20 protein-coding genes and 1 riboswitch are annotated in these 14,425 nt (G+C 36.9%); of the genes, 6 read left to right on the top strand and 14 right to left on the bottom strand.

Annotation, left to right across the window (positions count from 1 at the left end):
- Window positions 1–9: 9 nt before the first annotated feature.
- The 8 genes from C502_RS0112680 to C502_RS0112645 form a co-directional block, all read right to left on the bottom strand.
- Entirely contained in the window at window positions 10–606 is a 597-nt protein-coding gene (locus C502_RS0112680; protein ID WP_018679195.1) for a 6-pyruvoyl trahydropterin synthase family protein, read from the bottom strand.
- Between the two features lie 109 nt (window positions 607–715).
- Window positions 716–1,669 carry a type II secretion system minor pseudopilin GspK gene (gspK, locus tag C502_RS0112675; RefSeq protein WP_018679194.1) on the bottom strand — a complete coding sequence of 318 codons (954 nt, stop codon included), beginning with the start codon at window positions 1,667–1,669 and terminating at the stop codon, window positions 716–718.
- A complete protein-coding gene (locus tag C502_RS0112670) occupies window positions 1,666–2,295 on the bottom strand; it encodes a type II secretion system protein GspJ (RefSeq protein WP_018679193.1) in 630 nt (209 codons plus the stop codon). The genes gspK and C502_RS0112670 overlap by 4 nt, the downstream gene beginning before the upstream one ends.
- Entirely contained in the window at window positions 2,295–2,681 is a 387-nt protein-coding gene (gene gspI, locus C502_RS0112665) for a type II secretion system minor pseudopilin GspI (RefSeq protein ID WP_018679192.1), read from the bottom strand. The genes C502_RS0112670 and gspI overlap by 1 nt, the downstream gene beginning before the upstream one ends.
- Window positions 2,668–3,219, bottom strand: a complete 552-nt coding sequence (locus C502_RS0112660) for a prepilin-type N-terminal cleavage/methylation domain-containing protein (RefSeq protein WP_018679191.1) — start codon at window positions 3,217–3,219, stop codon at window positions 2,668–2,670. Before C502_RS0112660 ends, gspI begins: the two co-directional genes overlap by 14 nt.
- Window positions 3,220–3,227: 8 nt before the next feature.
- Window positions 3,228–3,839, bottom strand: coding sequence for a TetR/AcrR family transcriptional regulator (locus tag C502_RS0112655; protein WP_018679190.1), 612 nt, complete (start codon window positions 3,837–3,839; stop codon window positions 3,228–3,230).
- Between the two features lie 40 nt (window positions 3,840–3,879).
- Entirely contained in the window at window positions 3,880–4,653 is a 774-nt protein-coding gene (locus C502_RS0112650; RefSeq protein WP_018679189.1) for a TatD family hydrolase, read from the bottom strand.
- 16 nt (window positions 4,654–4,669) lie between these two features.
- Complete coding sequence (locus tag C502_RS0112645) at window positions 4,670–5,014, bottom strand: PilZ domain-containing protein (protein WP_018679188.1); 345 nt, start codon at window positions 5,012–5,014, stop codon at window positions 4,670–4,672.
- A gap of 474 nt (window positions 5,015–5,488) precedes the next feature.
- On the opposite strand from C502_RS0112645, the gene C502_RS0112640 reads away from it, so the two are divergent.
- Complete coding sequence (locus C502_RS0112640; protein WP_018679187.1) at window positions 5,489–6,013, top strand: protein tyrosine phosphatase family protein; 525 nt, start codon at window positions 5,489–5,491, stop codon at window positions 6,011–6,013.
- On the opposite strand, the gene ispF is transcribed toward C502_RS0112640, so the two are convergent.
- On the bottom strand, window positions 6,001–6,492 hold the full coding sequence (gene ispF / locus C502_RS0112635) for a 2-C-methyl-D-erythritol 2,4-cyclodiphosphate synthase (RefSeq protein WP_018679186.1): 492 nt from the start codon (window positions 6,490–6,492) through the stop codon (window positions 6,001–6,003). The two genes, C502_RS0112640 and ispF, sit on opposite strands and share 13 nt — an antisense overlap.
- A gap of 98 nt (window positions 6,493–6,590) precedes the next feature.
- Between ispF and C502_RS0112630 the strand changes: the two genes are divergently transcribed.
- Window positions 6,591–7,238, top strand: a complete 648-nt coding sequence (locus C502_RS0112630; RefSeq protein ID WP_018679185.1) for an A1S_1983 family putative colistin resistance protein — start codon at window positions 6,591–6,593, stop codon at window positions 7,236–7,238.
- Between the two features lie 39 nt (window positions 7,239–7,277).
- Here the strand turns inward: C502_RS0112630 and C502_RS0112625 are convergent, their stop codons facing one another.
- The 4 genes from C502_RS0112625 to C502_RS0112610 form a co-directional block, all read right to left on the bottom strand.
- Window positions 7,278–8,522 (bottom strand): D-amino acid dehydrogenase, encoded by a 1,245-nt coding sequence (locus tag C502_RS0112625; RefSeq protein WP_018679184.1) that lies wholly within the window; start codon window positions 8,520–8,522, stop codon window positions 7,278–7,280.
- 183 nt (window positions 8,523–8,705) lie between these two features.
- Window positions 8,706–8,795, bottom strand: a riboswitch (glycine riboswitch).
- A 139-nt stretch (window positions 8,796–8,934) separates the two neighbouring features.
- A complete protein-coding gene (locus tag C502_RS0112620; RefSeq protein WP_162147120.1) occupies window positions 8,935–9,426 on the bottom strand; it encodes a hypothetical protein in 492 nt (163 codons plus the stop codon).
- A gap of 115 nt (window positions 9,427–9,541) precedes the next feature.
- A complete protein-coding gene (fumC, locus tag C502_RS0112615; RefSeq protein ID WP_018679182.1) occupies window positions 9,542–10,936 on the bottom strand; it encodes a class II fumarate hydratase in 1,395 nt (464 codons plus the stop codon).
- Window positions 10,937–11,080: 144 nt separating this feature from the next.
- Window positions 11,081–12,088 (bottom strand): SDR family NAD(P)-dependent oxidoreductase, encoded by a 1,008-nt coding sequence (locus tag C502_RS0112610; RefSeq protein WP_026315800.1) that lies wholly within the window; start codon window positions 12,086–12,088, stop codon window positions 11,081–11,083.
- A 64-nt stretch (window positions 12,089–12,152) separates the two neighbouring features.
- Between C502_RS0112610 and tusD the strand changes: the two genes are divergently transcribed.
- The 4 genes from tusD to C502_RS0112590 are packed head-to-tail and all read left to right on the top strand — an operon-like array spanning window position 12,153 to window position 13,560.
- Window positions 12,153–12,521: a sulfurtransferase complex subunit TusD gene (gene tusD, locus C502_RS0112605; RefSeq protein WP_026315799.1), complete on the top strand. Its 369-nt coding sequence runs from the start codon at window positions 12,153–12,155 to the stop codon at window positions 12,519–12,521.
- Window positions 12,522–12,564: 43 nt separating this feature from the next.
- Window positions 12,565–12,915, top strand: coding sequence for a hypothetical protein (locus C502_RS0112600; RefSeq protein ID WP_018679179.1), 351 nt, complete (start codon window positions 12,565–12,567; stop codon window positions 12,913–12,915).
- Window positions 12,916–12,926: 11 nt separating this feature from the next.
- Window positions 12,927–13,211, top strand: a complete 285-nt coding sequence (locus C502_RS0112595; protein ID WP_018679178.1) for a hypothetical protein — start codon at window positions 12,927–12,929, stop codon at window positions 13,209–13,211.
- Window positions 13,212–13,248: 37 nt separating this feature from the next.
- Complete coding sequence (locus C502_RS0112590) at window positions 13,249–13,560, top strand: TusE/DsrC/DsvC family sulfur relay protein (protein ID WP_018679177.1); 312 nt, start codon at window positions 13,249–13,251, stop codon at window positions 13,558–13,560.
- A gap of 51 nt (window positions 13,561–13,611) precedes the next feature.
- On the opposite strand, the gene C502_RS18325 is transcribed toward C502_RS0112590, so the two are convergent.
- A partial coding sequence (locus C502_RS18325) for a calcium-binding protein (RefSeq protein WP_018679176.1) occupies window positions 13,612–14,425 on the bottom strand: 814 nt, incomplete at its 5' end.

The following is a 14,425-nucleotide window of genomic DNA, read 5'->3' as shown; positions in this document are numbered from 1 at the left end:
CCGTATGACTTAAATATTGACTTGTAACTCTACATTTGGGTTTTGGAATTTAATTCCACTTTTCAGATTTTCATACATTTGAGGATCACTCCACTCAGCTTGCACTTGCTCTGAGAAAATAATTTGTTCTAAGCTGAGTAATCCCATCTGCTCATTTTCAATATCTTCTAAGAAACTTTGTGCATAACCAGTATCCGTTTCATGCACGATAACGGAATAAACCTCAACATCACCTTCACCATTTTGTGTCATGGTTGAAGCAAGCACCTGTTGTGCCAAATAAAAGAAAATTCTTGAAAACTGTTCAGCCGATGGCGAAACAGGCAAAGCCACCCAACGCGCACTAAACGTTTCACATGCTTGAATATATTCAGGATCATCTTTTTGCCAATAACAAATTGCATGATCAAAACTATCAAAGAGTTCCTTGATGACACCTTTCAACAAGCCAAAATCATAAACCATTTGCCCATGATCTAACCTTGACGCTTTTAATAATAATTCAACTTTATAACTATGCCCATGAATCGAACGCTTACAGCGATCCGATGTACAATTCCGTACGATATGAGCATTTTCAAACTTAAATAATTTACGAATTAACATGCACCAAGCTGATCTATATCTGCAAACAAATTTTATTATAAAGCAAAAAATTCATCGATGGGATTGATTTTAAACCTTGTGATGATTCAATAATCCAATCTGTAAATCGTTAGAATGGTGCGAGACTTCTTGAATAAACAATCACTTGTTTATCTTTTCGCATCATTAGGCTAGTAAACTGGCGTTTTCGTTCGCTTAAAACAACTTCAATTTGAGCAGTAAAATAGTTCGACTTACTATCTAACAACGATGCAGCATCAGTTTTACTCTGTTCATCAATCCCAGAAAAAGCGCTTAATTTCCATAAATCATCAACATTATTAAAATGAGTTAACTCAGTTTCCTTGGCTTTCAATTGTTGTTCAACAGCCTTTATATCAACTTTAGGATCAATACTTGCTAACAGCAATGCAGGTGCTGTATTCATATTGACCTTCGTTTGCTCAGGTAATGCAGTGACATACTGCTTGATTAAATCGTAGTTTTTGCCTTCAAAACCGCGTACCAATTTTAACTCTTCAACACTATGAAACTTGGTATTCGGTGTTAAATATGCAGGATCTAATCCTTGATAATAATTACTTTCTGCACCCATTGCACCAATCGTTTCATCATCAGCATCTTGCCAATCAATCACCGCTTGACTGAGTTCAGCTGGTAGACCTACGCGTTGCAACAACTTTTCAAACCAACGTCGTGCAGAATCATCGACCTTACCATCTGCTTTAACCAAGTTATTCAGATTAAACTTACCAGACTCATCTAATAATTTCCCCGACACAGAACCATCCTCAACAGGAAATGGCGGCATCGGTTTCGCCCAGTTTTCCTGTAAGTGATCTATACTGCTACTATTATCATTATCTTGAATGAGTAACTCAGAAAAAAAAGCTTCCGCACTTTTTGCGTACAATAACGATTGATTCTGACGCATCAGATAGCCTGTATTTTCAGCAGTATTCGTCTGTCGTTTAGCGATCGTTGCAGCCAGAATCGTTGCCAAAGCAACCATGACTAAAATCGTTAATAAAGCTACGCCACGCTGAGATGAATAATTTTTCATGGTGGTGACTGATTACCCAACAATTGATTTGCATTCAATAGACTATAAATCCACTCATAATTTGTACCCGCAACCGTAAGCTGTATTTTTAAGCCTAGTGGTAATTTTTTTAACTCAGTAGCATTGTTAGGATCACCAACATTTTCAGGCCATTGTGTCAGTTCCTGTGGGTTTAAAACCAGCACTTTAAACTGATCAACATTTTCTAGCAAAGTACTTGAGATAGGCTGCACACGATTTGGAATATTTAAGTTCGAATACTTGAGACGATATACTTTTTTTTGCGCTGAGTCATAACGATATTCAATACGTTCATATGGCGATAAACCTTGTTTCAGCGGATCAGACACCCCTGCTTTACTAAACATGAAACCACGCTCATTTAACACCAAAGCTGCTTGTAATTGTCGACCATCATTTGCCGTTAATGGAATGATTTGCAAACTATCTCTTAAAATCTGCTGATAAGTATCTTGTAGTGCAAATAAATGTGTTTCGTGTTCCGCATTACGATCTTTTACTTTTAATAAATAATCAAAGACTTTCCATCCAAGCATTGAAAGTACTGCAAAGATAGCAATCGCAACCAATAATTCAATGAGGGTAAAGCCATTTTTAATTTTCATCATGTCTTAGCTTTTGCAGGATAATTAAAGAATACGAGATTGGTAATACCTGCTTCAATCTTACCTTGCTCAGTATTAAATAAACTCACTTGTAATTCGATACGTTGTATTTTTGGACTAATCGTTGATTGTGCTTTTTTATCAATCTGCCAAGTCTCACCTTGTGAAGTCACTTGTTTCAACTGCGTTCCATCTAACCACTCTTGATTCATCTCCATCATTGCAACCTCATTCATTGCAACAAACTGTGCTTTCGTCCGTAGAATTGCACTCGATGTAGATTGGGTATATTGCATCGCAATTTTCGTTAATGCAATTGCTGCAACAGCAAATATTGCCAATGCAACCATCACTTCAAGCAAGGTAAAGCCTTTAATCTTCTTCATTTACTTTACCCAAGTGATCCATTTTCAACTCATGTCCAATAGGTTGCTGTTCATAATAAAATTGAATGCGAACAGGCTTCACTTCACCATTACCAAACCATATGAGTTGTGGTGCCTTCCCCCCCAATAGGTCTTCATTTCTCGCTTTTCGATGCTCTTCAGCGTCTAAGGCTTGAATACTAAAAGAAACATTATTGGGCAGTTCACGAACTTTAAACTCTTTATAAAGTTGCCAAGTACGATCAGCTTGCTGGATTTGTTCATGACTCTGATCATGATATTCAAATAAATTATAGCGAAATGGTGCAACGTCACTGGCATTTTGAGTATTTAAAGCAAAGACTTTGGCTTGATCTGTGGATTCTTTATTAATCTTTTTAAGATCAAGAATAAACATTTCTCTCGCTTGCATTGCGCGACGTTGATCTACACCACCAATATTCAAAACCACCAAGGATGTCATAATGGTCATGATTACAATCACCACCATGATCTCAATGAGGGTAAAACCTTGTTGTAATCTATGTGGTGATTTCATTTTATCTATCAGCCATTCGCTAAATATTCAATTTGTTTTGGCAAACCTAAAGCTTGTTCAATGTAAGCAACACGTAAAGTGTCTCTAGAACCGAGATAACGCTGATAAAAACTCGAATTTAGAATGACTGCCGCACCATAGGTCAACGACCAAATCGAAGCTAAATAATCACGTGTTGTCATCGTACTATGAATATCCAGTAAATAACTTTCTGTCATTCTAATAATAATACGCAGACGTTGACGGCGGACTTTGTAAAGTTCACTGAATAATAATTGAATTCCTTGACCTGTCGTTGATAAACGCTCTTCAATCTGATGAAACAAAGCGGTGCGCTCAGGATGATGTAAATGATGCAGCATGAAAAAAGCCAAATGCTCAGGAAAAGCTTTCTCTGTATCCTGAATCATTTCGAGCAGCATTCGTTCATTACGAATAATCAGCAACATATACAACTCATCTTTACTTTGAAAGTGTTTATATAATGTGCCTTTTGCAAGATCCAATTCCGCCGCTAAAGCGTCTAGGGTCATGCCTGCTTCACCATTTTCTAATAGGAGTTGCTCAGCGATTTGAAAAATTAAGGCTTCTCGTGCTCTAAACTGAGCTTGGCGATCCATTTTCACATGATAACTCTCTTTCCTAATACAACAAAACCGTTTACTTCAAATGAAGAAGATTCTCAAAATTCTGTGTGGTAATCATACCAATTTCTTCAACTGACTTTTGATATACATCACCCAATGCTTTTGCGACATAAGGTACATATTTAGGCTCATTGGTTTTACCACGATATGGCATTGGGGCTAAATATGGGCTATCTGTTTCAATCAATACACGATCAAGCGGAACTTGCTTCGCAACATCACGTAAAGCTTGTGCATTTTTAAATGAGACAATCCCAGAAAAAGAAATATAGTAACCACAATCTAAAACTGCCTTTGCTGTTTCCCAATCTTCAGTGAAACAATGCAAAATACCATGTGTCGACTGCTCTGCTCTTATAATATCGACTGTATCGTGTTTGGCTGATCGTGTGTGTACAACAACTGGTTTTTTTACAATTTTTGATGCTTGAATATGGCGTGCAAAACATTGCTTTTGCTCTGCAATAAAATCTGTACTGTGATAATAATCCAAGCCTGTTTCACCTAATGCCCAAACTTTTTCAGATTGGGCCAGTTCCACCAAGTAGTCTGTTGTCGCCCGCGCCATAATATGATCATCTTCACATGGATGAACACCTACAGAATATCCCACGTCATCATGTCGAGAAGCGATTTCAGCCAATTTAATATGATCATCTAAATCAACTGAGATGCCCATAAATCTTAAAACACCAGCCAGACGAGCTTGGGCAAGCGCTTGATCTAAACTCCCATCATAAGGACTTAGATCTAACATGGTTAAATGGCAATGGGTATCAACAAACACGCTTATTTCCTATCACTTACATTGTATAACTTGGACGATCCATACTTTTTGAGCCAGCCAATAATTTCTCTGCCTCATTTTTATAATACACACCTTTTTCACCACCAAGCTGAATTGCAAAACCTTGAGGCTTAAAATGTGTTTGCTTATGTGAGATCCAAATCACCTTACCTGTCAATGGAATTTTTTGAGATTGCTCTGGCAAAGTTGCCAAAATAAAGACTTCTTGCCCCATTTTGACAGCTTGTTTGGTCGAAATAAATAAACCACCACCCTGCACAAAAGGCATATAACTCGATTGCAACGTTGCTTTATCAGGAATATTAACCTGTATAATTCCGCCCATCATCTGTGGTTGCATAACATTCCCCTGTCAAATACAAATAATTTGAAACACCAATATTTTCACACCACTGATAAATCTATAAACATATCAATCACATTTATATGTTTCTCAAACCAATCATTGGCTACCGTCAACTTTTAAAAATTTATAAAAAATACTCTTTTGATTATAGGAAACAATCCGACAAACAACAAATAATGTTTAAGGAAAACTGTTCGAAAACAAACAAAAATGGCTTTTATTTATACAATAGTACTAATAGATGTTTTAGATGCTAAAATAAATCATTAAACGTAAAAATGATATTGTCTTATAAGATACATCATAAAATCTAATATTTTACATCTTAGAACAGCATCACGATGATGCTGTTTTTATTTTTACGATCTAAATTGAACACTTAAATAAAAACACTTATAGTAGGGTGAATCCTTTATTAGAAGAAGTTCCGCCTATTTGGGGAATTTTAATCACTACACAGCGGACGTTATGACCTCACTCGAACAAGCACTGTCTGAAATACCTAGTTTTTCTTTGGTGCACGAGCATCTATTTAGTTCTGCTCAGCCAACCGCTGAACAACTACAGCAGATTAAAGAATATGGCTGTAGTACAGTGATCAATCTTGCAACGAGCAAATCAGAAAATCATTTAGCCAAACAAGACCAAATCTGTTTAGACTTAGGATTAAACTACATTCACATTCCGATTGACTGGGACATCCCTTGCGCAGAACAGTGTTTATTGGTTTTAGATCTCATTGCCCATCTTGTCCAAAATGAAATTATTTGGCTGCATTGTGCTAAAAACATGCGCGTAAGTAGTTTGATGTACTTATATCGTCAATTTTATATGGATATGGATATGCCCACAGCTCAAGCATTACTTCATGAAATTTGGGAACCGAATGAGACTTGGACTGGTTTAATGCATAGTATTACTTTACAACTGCAAGGTCGTAAAGCAACACTTGAACTTGAACAATCATTAAACAACATCGATCATCTTGCTTGATGTGAAACCAAAACTGTCGCTGTTGCTAAAATACCTTCTTGACGACCTGTAAAACCCAGTTGTTCAGTCGTTGTTGCTTTGATACTAATTTGAGTGGTATCAACATCAAGCACATCCGCAATGCTTTGGCGCATTTCTAAATTATGTTTTGCAAGCTTTGGTCGTTCACACGCAACCGTAATATCTGCATTATTTAGATGATAACCACGATCTAAAATCAATTGATACACATGTTTAAGCAGCATACGACTATCTGCCCCTTTATATTCAGGGTCGGTATCTGGAAAATGTTGCCCAATATCACCCAATGCCAATGTACCTAATAAAGCATCACTCAAGGCATGTAAAACAACATCACCATCTGAATGTGCTTTTAAACCATGCGTATGTGGGATTCTAATTCCTGCCAAAGTAACAAAATCACCTGCTTCAAAAGCATGTACATCAATCCCTTGTCCAATACGAATTTGAGCAACCATATGATTTTCCTTTTACAATATACCGAACAAATCTTGTATTCAGGCTTTCTATTTCGCTATAGTACGGCGAGCAAATTAGACTGAACATATAAGTGATTATGCTGTTGAACGCCTTAAGAAATCAATTAAAGAAATCTAGTTATATCATCACATTGAGTTGTTTTTGCTCATCATTTGTATTTGCAGACACAATTGACTGTACAACCAACAGTTCTCAACTTAAAAGAATCTGCTCCAAACAATACGATGAACAACGCTCTAAACTCAATAATAAGTTTTTAACTGCTTATTTGGTCACTGATGCCCCATTACAACTCTTACATGACACACAAAAGCTTTGGCTCAATCAAATACAACAGTGCAAATCAAAAAACTGTTATCAACAACAATTTGATGCTCGTTTAGATGACTTGAATTTTTATACATCAATGAATCAAACCTTAACACAGCATTATTTAAAATTTGAACAGGGTCAATTATCAAAACAGCCCGTTCACTTACAAATTCATCAACTTGATAAAGATAAGCTGAAAATCGAAGGGATCGCCTATCGCAACCCCAATAATCGGATAGAAACTCAGACATTCTCGTTACTTGCTTACAGCACACCTGAGCAAAAGAATCAAATTATTGATAATGAAAAGAAATGCCAATATCATTTTGACTTTCAAAAAGCCCTATTAATTATAAAAAGTGAACAAAAGGGTTGTGAACGATTTACCGGGATTTATCGTTTGTATGATTGATAAATAAAAAGCCGATGTTTTCACATCGGCTTTTTAGCTTTAGCGAGGGAATTTTTGCGCAATTTCCTCGCTGATAAGTACTGCTGTTGCAGCAGATAATGTCCATCCCAAATGCCCATGTCCTGTATTATAGAAAACACGGGGCTGCTTACCTTGCTTCACAACAGGCAACATATTTGGCATCATCGGACGTAGACCTGCCCACGGCACAGAATGCTCAGTTGAAATATCAAAGTTTTGGTTAACCCAGTTAATTAAAGGTTGAATTCGATCTGCTCGAATATCACGATTATAGCCATTAAACTCGGCTGTACCTGCGACACGAAAGCGATCAGCACCTAAACGAGAAGTAACAATTTTTGCACTTTCATCAAGCAGACTCACCCACGGTGCATTTTGTACACTTCGCTCATCTTTAAGTTGCACTGTAATAGAATAACCTTTTACTGGATAAACATTTACAGTATCACCGAGCATATCGGCTAATTGGTAACTTCCAACGCCACCACACACAACGATTAAATCTGCTTCTATTATGGTCTGCTCATCTGCTGTTGAGTTCATATTCTCAGAACTATTTTTACAGCTAACAATCACTTTATCTTGCAAACATTTAACATCAACAACATCCAAACCAAAGCGATATTTCACACCATACGCTTGTGTTCTTTCCGCTAAACCAACAGAATACTTATGAATATCACCTGTTGCATCGCCTGCTGTGTAATATCCACCATAATAATTACCTGTTAAATTTGGCTCAATTGCCTTCATTTCTTCAGGTGTAATCGCATGACGTTCAAGTTTACCTTCCACTAAAACATCATTCACTTTTTTTGCAACATCAAAGTCTTCTTTGCTGTGGTACATATGCAAAATACCACGTTTCTCCAAATCAAAAGAAATATTCTCTTTTTCTGCAACTTCAAATAATCGCTGTCTTGCTAACAGCGCTAAACGCACTGTTTCAATCGTATTTACTTTATAATCCTTAATATGAGTCAAAAACTCGACCAGCCAGCGATATTTATGCACACTAAAAGACGGATTGAGCAATAATGGTGCATCTTTCTTACTCATCCACTTAATGCCTTTAAGCACAGTTGACTTCTGATTCCAGACTTCTGCATTACACGCAGATAACTGCCCGCCATTCGCAAAAGAGGTTTCCATTGCAGGAAATAGATGACGATCAATCACCGTCACTTCATAACCCAATTTAATTAATTCATAGGCAGATGTTACACCTGTAATCCCCGCACCAATGACTACTACATGTGGCATAGAAAACTCCTAGAAATGCAATACATTTCATAAGCATAGCCCCATCTGTCACGGTACCTGAGAGTTTCGGCAGATGATTACCAATTAATCATTAAGCCTTCCCCTTCGGTGAGTGCGTTCGTGTAAAGAAGTTATTTTACGACTAATTTTCTACACTTTAAGCACTACTCTCCAGATTGTATTTCTATTATTACAGTCCTTCTGCCTGAGAGTTTCCGGGGTCGTTGCTCCTTCGGCGAGTTCTTGGAAGAACTTCTCTCCCGCAATAATATTTATATCCCTATAAGCAATATATATGCCGACTAAAAATACCAACACTAAATTCTTGTAATTCTTTGTAGATCAAGTGTCTCGTTCAGCGCTAATCAAAATAAATCAACAAAAAAGCAGACTTTAACGTCTGCTTTTAAAATTAAAATTTACATTGTAAAATCTGCTCTGAGAATTTTCCTTTCCACAATTCTCGCAAAGTAGGTAAATAGAATTTTTCTCCTATCATCACCAACTCAGCGTCAATCAAAGCATGGATCTCATGCATTAATACATAGTCCAATGCAATTAAGGAAAGTTGTGATTGTTTTTGTGAAACTTGTTTACGTTTAATTTGAGCTTTTTTGACCAACTCGTTAGAAAAGTTCTTATCTTTATAAGCAGTAAGTGCGCTTAACCGCAATTCAATAATGCCCCAACCTTCTAATAATTTCTTAAAAATTTCAAAGTCTTTTGAAGTTGCCTCCCAAGTCACATTCTCCAAATCATTGTCTTCTGGCAATACAGGCAACAACAAATCAGCCGTACTTGGAAAAATTTTCTTTAAATTCAATACAAATTTAACAGGATTTTCATTTGGAAGATCAGCAAACTGGATATGGGTTTTGGTGTCTGTCAAATAAATATTGAGCATAATGAAGCAACAATCAGGTAAATCAAAAGCGTATTGTACGCAGTTCACTTTATAAAAACTACTCATAAAAAATCCCTCTAAATAAAAGAAGGATTTTTTATTTCACAGATACAGCTTACTTACTATTTGGAGAAACCATATTTTCAGGTCTAACCACTTCATCGAACTGCTCTGCTGTGACTAGACCTAGTTCAATAGCAACTTGTTTTAAGGTTTTATTTTCTTTATAAGCAGTTTTGGCAACTTTGGCTGAGTTCTCATAACCAATTACTGGATTGAGTGCTGTTACCAACATCAATGAGTTATGTAAGAAGTGGTCGATTTTCTCACGATTTGGCTCAATTCCTACTGCACAATGATCATCAAAACTATTACATGCATCACCTAAAAGCTGAATAGATTGCAATAAGTTATAAGCAATTACAGGCATAAATACGTTGAGTTCAAAGTTACCAGATGCACCTGCAACATTAATCGTCGTGTCATTCCCTAAGACTTGAGCAACCACCATGGTCATGGCTTCACTTTGTGTTGGATTAACTTTACCCGGCATAATACTTGAACCAGGTTCATTTTCTGGAATACGAATTTCACCAAATCCACAACGTGGGCCACTCGCTAACCATCGAATATCATTGGCAATCTTATTTAAGCTTGCAGCCAATGTTTTTAAAGCGCCAGAAGCAAATACCGCTGCGTCTCGCCCTGCCAAAGCTTCAAACTTATTAGGTGCTGTCACGAATGGTAAATCTGTAAGTCTAGCCAATTGTTCAGCTGCTTTCACAGCATAATCAGGATGTGCATTTAATCCCGTGCCCACTGCCGTACCACCTAGTGGTAACTCATACAAACCCTCAAGCGCCTGATCTAAACGTTTCAAGCCATGCTCAAGTTGTGACACATAACCACTAAACTCTTGTCCTAAAGTCAAAGGCGTTGCATCTTGTAAATGTGTACGACCAATTTTAACAATACTGTCAAATTCTTCAGACTTGCGTTGTAGGGTCACTTTTAACTTTTCAACAGCAGGAATAAGCAATTCATTGATCTGAATACTTGCAGCAACATGAATTGCCGTTGGAAATGAATCATTGGTCGATTGCGCGCGATTCACATGATCATTGGGGTGAACAGGTTTTTGTGCACCGAGTACCTGTCCTAATTTTTGATTGGCAATATTTGCAATGACTTCATTGCAGTTCATGTTACTTTGCGTACCTGAACCTGTTTGCCAAACCACCAATGGAAATTGAGAATCCCATTGTCCAGCAATCACCTCTTCCGCTGCACCGACGATATATTGACTTAAATCTTCAGGGAGCTGTTGTAATTCAGCATTGGTTATTGCAGCTGCTTTCTTCACCAAACCCATTGCTCGGATCATTGCTCGTGGTAAGCGCTCTTGACCAATCTTGAAGTTCTGTAAACTTCGTTGCGTTTGCGCGCCCCATAGGGCTTCATTGGGAACTTCAATTTCACCCATTGTGTCATGTTCAATTCGCATTTGCATAAACAACCTCTGCTCTATTTGGTTAAAATTTTCACGGGCTGGAGCAAATAGATGCTTTGGCTAGCGAGGACTTAACGATCTATAGCCGATAAATCGCATCAATCCTAAACAAAGCAATCACAATTGTAAATAAGAATCATTATCCTATTTACCGTTTAGCGTATTTCGGTAAAAGCGCCATTCATCTTCAATCATCTGCGATAAAGCACGTTTAGGTATCCAATTCAGTATTTTTTTAGCCTTATCAATATTTGCCCCAAGTTGTGCTAACTCTTGGTTTTGATATACGGCAGGTTGAACTCGAATTTCAGCCTGAGTCACCTTTGCAACCTCATCAAGTAAAGTCTGAATAGATGTCAGTTGAGGGTGTGCAATATTAAATGCTTCCAAACAACTACTTTGTGCTTTTAACCAACTCAAAGCGATTAATACCGCATCACAAGCATCTAGCACATGTAAAAAACTTCGCTCTACCGTTCCATCTGCTGTCTGTGCTTGGTTCTGAAGCTCTATACAATCTCGCTGCATTGCTGCAACCTGTAATGCTAAAGGCACGATATTTTTGGGTAATTGAGTAACATATTCACCTAATACCCCATGTTCAAATGCACCAGCGATATTGGATAAGCGCAAATTCACGATTTTCCATTCATGATCAACTTTATAGGTATCTGCAATAATGTCTTCAACCATTTGCTGAGAGCGAATGTACGGATTCGGGTACCGATAGTTAAATTCTGTTTCTTCACTAAAATTCGGACTGGATTGACCATACACGGCCAAACTAGAGATATTGATTAACTCTCTTACACCCATACGCTGCATGGCTCTTAATAAGCTCATGATGCTACTGACATTATCATTATAATATTCAAGTGGTTTTAGTGCTGATTCCTCAAGCGATTTAAAACTTGCTGTATGAATAACCGTATCAATTGAATATTGTTCAAATACTTTATTTAAAGCAGGCGTATTTCGAACATCCACTTTCACAAAAGGAATGTACATTCCTGAAATGTATTCTAAGCGTTCCAAGGTTTGCAAAGTCGAATTGGCTAGATTATCAACAATGACTATTTCTTGTCCACGTGCTAATAAACTCAAAGCGATATGTGAACCGATAAAGCCTAAACCACCTGTCACCAAAATCATTGTATACTTACCTTCTTTTCTAATTTGTCCATCATTTTGCTTACATGACCCTAGTGAATGTTCAATGAGTACACTACTTCTAATTACTTCTGCACCCACTTCCACAATGGCTTGGCATGCTTTTGGTTTAGCTCAAGCGCTAAGAAATAAGTATGAAGATTTTCGTGTCTTCTTTTACCAAGATGGTGTTCAGGTGGCAAATGATCTACAGTGGTTTCCTGATGATCAACGTAACCTAAAACAAGAATGGCAAAAACTTGGCATTCGACTCCCTGTCTGTGTCAGTGCTGCCCTTGCTCGGGGAATCACTGATGCGAGCAATGCACAACGCCACTCACTTCAACATCACAACTTGGCACAAGGTTTTGAGCTGGTTGGACTTGGAGAGTTAGCTGATGCCGTGCAAAGCTGTTCTCGTTTAATTCAATTTTAGTTTAAGTTCATTAATAGAGTGTTGCTTTTAAAAGGTAAATTGTGTGAAATCTGTACTCGTCATCCTAACGCAGCCCAATCTAACCAGTTTGCAGGTCAATGAAAGCTTGTCTGCAACTATGGTTTTAGCAACCTTTGGTATTTCTGTCAAAGTATTATTAAAAGACGCCGCATTAAGCTTATTGAACAATCAATTAGAATTTGACCAATTCAAACAAGCTTTTAAAATTGCCGCCAATATGGTGGAAAGTTTTGAGTTTTACGATTTAACCCCGATTTTGGTTGAAATAAAAAATCAACAACTTCCTATCATTCAAAATACAGAGCAGGAAATTGAGTTTATTGAAATCAAACCTGAATTTATTCAGTCCTTTGATCACATTTTGTATTGGTAGAGCAGTCAACTATGGTAAATACAACTTTATTTTTAATTCAAGCAGCTTATAGCAATACTGAGAAAGTGTGGAATGATTTGGCAGAAATGGCACAAACAGATGATTCCATCGTTGTATTAGGTGATGCTGTATTACAGGTAACACCTAACATCGTAAAGGACTATTCCAACCTTTATTGTCTAAGTAATGAACAAACCCTACTCAATGATGACGCTAAAGAACATATCAGCGTGATTGAATATACAGAATTTGCTGATTTAGTTTTACAATTCAGACGCTGTGTAACTTTAAAATAAATTTTTAAGTTAATTTAAATCCTATTTAGGCTATTTCATGCAATTAGAGTTAGATCAAGACGGTCATTTAGTCGATTATACAATTTGGAATCATGAGGTTGCTCAGCAACTTGCCGTATCTCTTGATTTAGAATTAACAGATTGGCATTTTGAAGTTCTCCATGCTGTACGCCAATTTTATCAACAATTTGGACATTCACCTGCCACACGTCCATTGATTAAATTCTTAATGAAAACCATCAGTCCTGAGATGAATAATGCCGTATTACAGCAAAGATTTAACACAGGTTTAGTCGCCCGACATCTTAGTCGTTTGGCTGGCGTTCCTAAACCTGCAAATTGTTTATAGTGAGTAATGCTTTACTTGATAAAGATACCGTTAAGTGAAGCAATAAAAAGTTTATACAATCAACTGGTGATTATCTAATAAAGTAATCAAATCGACATTCACTTTTGATAATAACAATAGATTTTCACTGGTGTAAGTAGTTTGAGTTCCATCCCTATCAATGCTTAAAACCGTGTTCCCATTTTGGGTATATAAATCTAAATACGCATCTAGCGATTGATCTTTAGTATATCCAATCAATAGACTGCTAACATCAATTTTATCCGCATTAAGATTTAACAATGTATCTCCAATCGTGAAATCATACCATGTATCAAAACCATTACCTGCTGAGTTATTAGCATTATTAATAAGGTTAAATATCACAATATCTGAACCAGAACCACCTATTAATATATCATCCCCTGCTCCACCTATTAAAAGATCATTTCCAGCAGCACCATTTATAATATCATTTCCTGCACCACCATCTAGCGTATTATTTGCACTATTCCCTGTAAGCTTATTATTTGAATTATTTCCTATTCCATTAATATTTAATGCTCCTGACAGCATTAAATCTTCAATGTTACCACTGGCATCCAATGTATAACTAAATCCTGCTATAACAGTATCTAAACCTTCACCAGCCTTTTCTATAATTGTATCTAAATTATCTACATAATAAATATCATTTCCCAAACCTCCAATCAATGTGTCTGAGCCTAGATTCCCAATAAAAGTATCATTTCCTGCTCCACCATCTAAAATGTTATTACCATTGCTACCTGTTAGCTTGTTATTTGAACTATTTCCTGTTCCATTAATATTTAATGAACCAGATAGTGTTAAATCCTCTAAATTCCCAGCAACATCTAGCGTATAG

The sequence above is a fragment of the Acinetobacter tjernbergiae DSM 14971 = CIP 107465 genome, assembly GCF_000374425.1.
GTDB lineage: Bacteria > Pseudomonadota > Gammaproteobacteria > Pseudomonadales > Moraxellaceae > Acinetobacter > Acinetobacter tjernbergiae.
Note: the sequence above shows the minus strand (reverse complement) of the source record. Positions and strands in the feature narration are given on the sequence as shown.

Bases quoted from the DNA above. Each gene is read 5' to 3' on its own strand.
- C502_RS0112680 (WP_018679195.1), bottom strand. From the start codon at position 606: ATGTTAATTCGTAAATTATTTAAGTTTGAAAATGCTCATATCGTACGG.
- gspK (WP_018679194.1), bottom strand. From the start codon at position 1,669: ATGAAAAATTATTCATCTCAGCGTGGCGTAGCTTTATTAACGATTTTA.
- C502_RS0112670 (WP_018679193.1), bottom strand. From the start codon at position 2,295: ATGAAAATTAAAAATGGCTTTACCCTCATTGAATTATTGGTTGCGATT.
- gspI (WP_018679192.1), bottom strand. From the start codon at position 2,681: ATGAAGAAGATTAAAGGCTTTACCTTGCTTGAAGTGATGGTTGCATTG.
- C502_RS0112660 (WP_018679191.1), bottom strand. From the start codon at position 3,219: ATGAAATCACCACATAGATTACAACAAGGTTTTACCCTCATTGAGATC.
- C502_RS0112655 (WP_018679190.1), bottom strand. From the start codon at position 3,839: ATGGATCGCCAAGCTCAGTTTAGAGCACGAGAAGCCTTAATTTTTCAA.
- C502_RS0112645 (WP_018679188.1), bottom strand. From the start codon at position 5,014: ATGCAACCACAGATGATGGGCGGAATTATACAGGTTAATATTCCTGAT.
- C502_RS0112640 (WP_018679187.1), top strand. From the start codon at position 5,489: ATGACCTCACTCGAACAAGCACTGTCTGAAATACCTAGTTTTTCTTTG.
- ispF (WP_018679186.1), bottom strand. From the start codon at position 6,492: ATGGTTGCTCAAATTCGTATTGGACAAGGGATTGATGTACATGCTTTT.
- C502_RS0112630 (WP_018679185.1), top strand. From the start codon at position 6,591: ATGCTGTTGAACGCCTTAAGAAATCAATTAAAGAAATCTAGTTATATC.
- C502_RS0112625 (WP_018679184.1), bottom strand. From the start codon at position 8,522: ATGCCACATGTAGTAGTCATTGGTGCGGGGATTACAGGTGTAACATCT.
- C502_RS0112620 (WP_162147120.1), bottom strand. From the start codon at position 9,426: ATGCTCAATATTTATTTGACAGACACCAAAACCCATATCCAGTTTGCT.
- fumC (WP_018679182.1), bottom strand. From the start codon at position 10,936: ATGCAAATGCGAATTGAACATGACACAATGGGTGAAATTGAAGTTCCC.
- C502_RS0112610 (WP_026315800.1), bottom strand. From the start codon at position 12,088: ATGATTTTGGTGACAGGTGGTTTAGGCTTTATCGGTTCACATATCGCT.
- tusD (WP_026315799.1), top strand. From the start codon at position 12,153: ATGAGTACACTACTTCTAATTACTTCTGCACCCACTTCCACAATGGCT.
- C502_RS0112595 (WP_018679178.1), top strand. From the start codon at position 12,927: ATGGTAAATACAACTTTATTTTTAATTCAAGCAGCTTATAGCAATACT.
- C502_RS0112590 (WP_018679177.1), top strand. From the start codon at position 13,249: ATGCAATTAGAGTTAGATCAAGACGGTCATTTAGTCGATTATACAATT.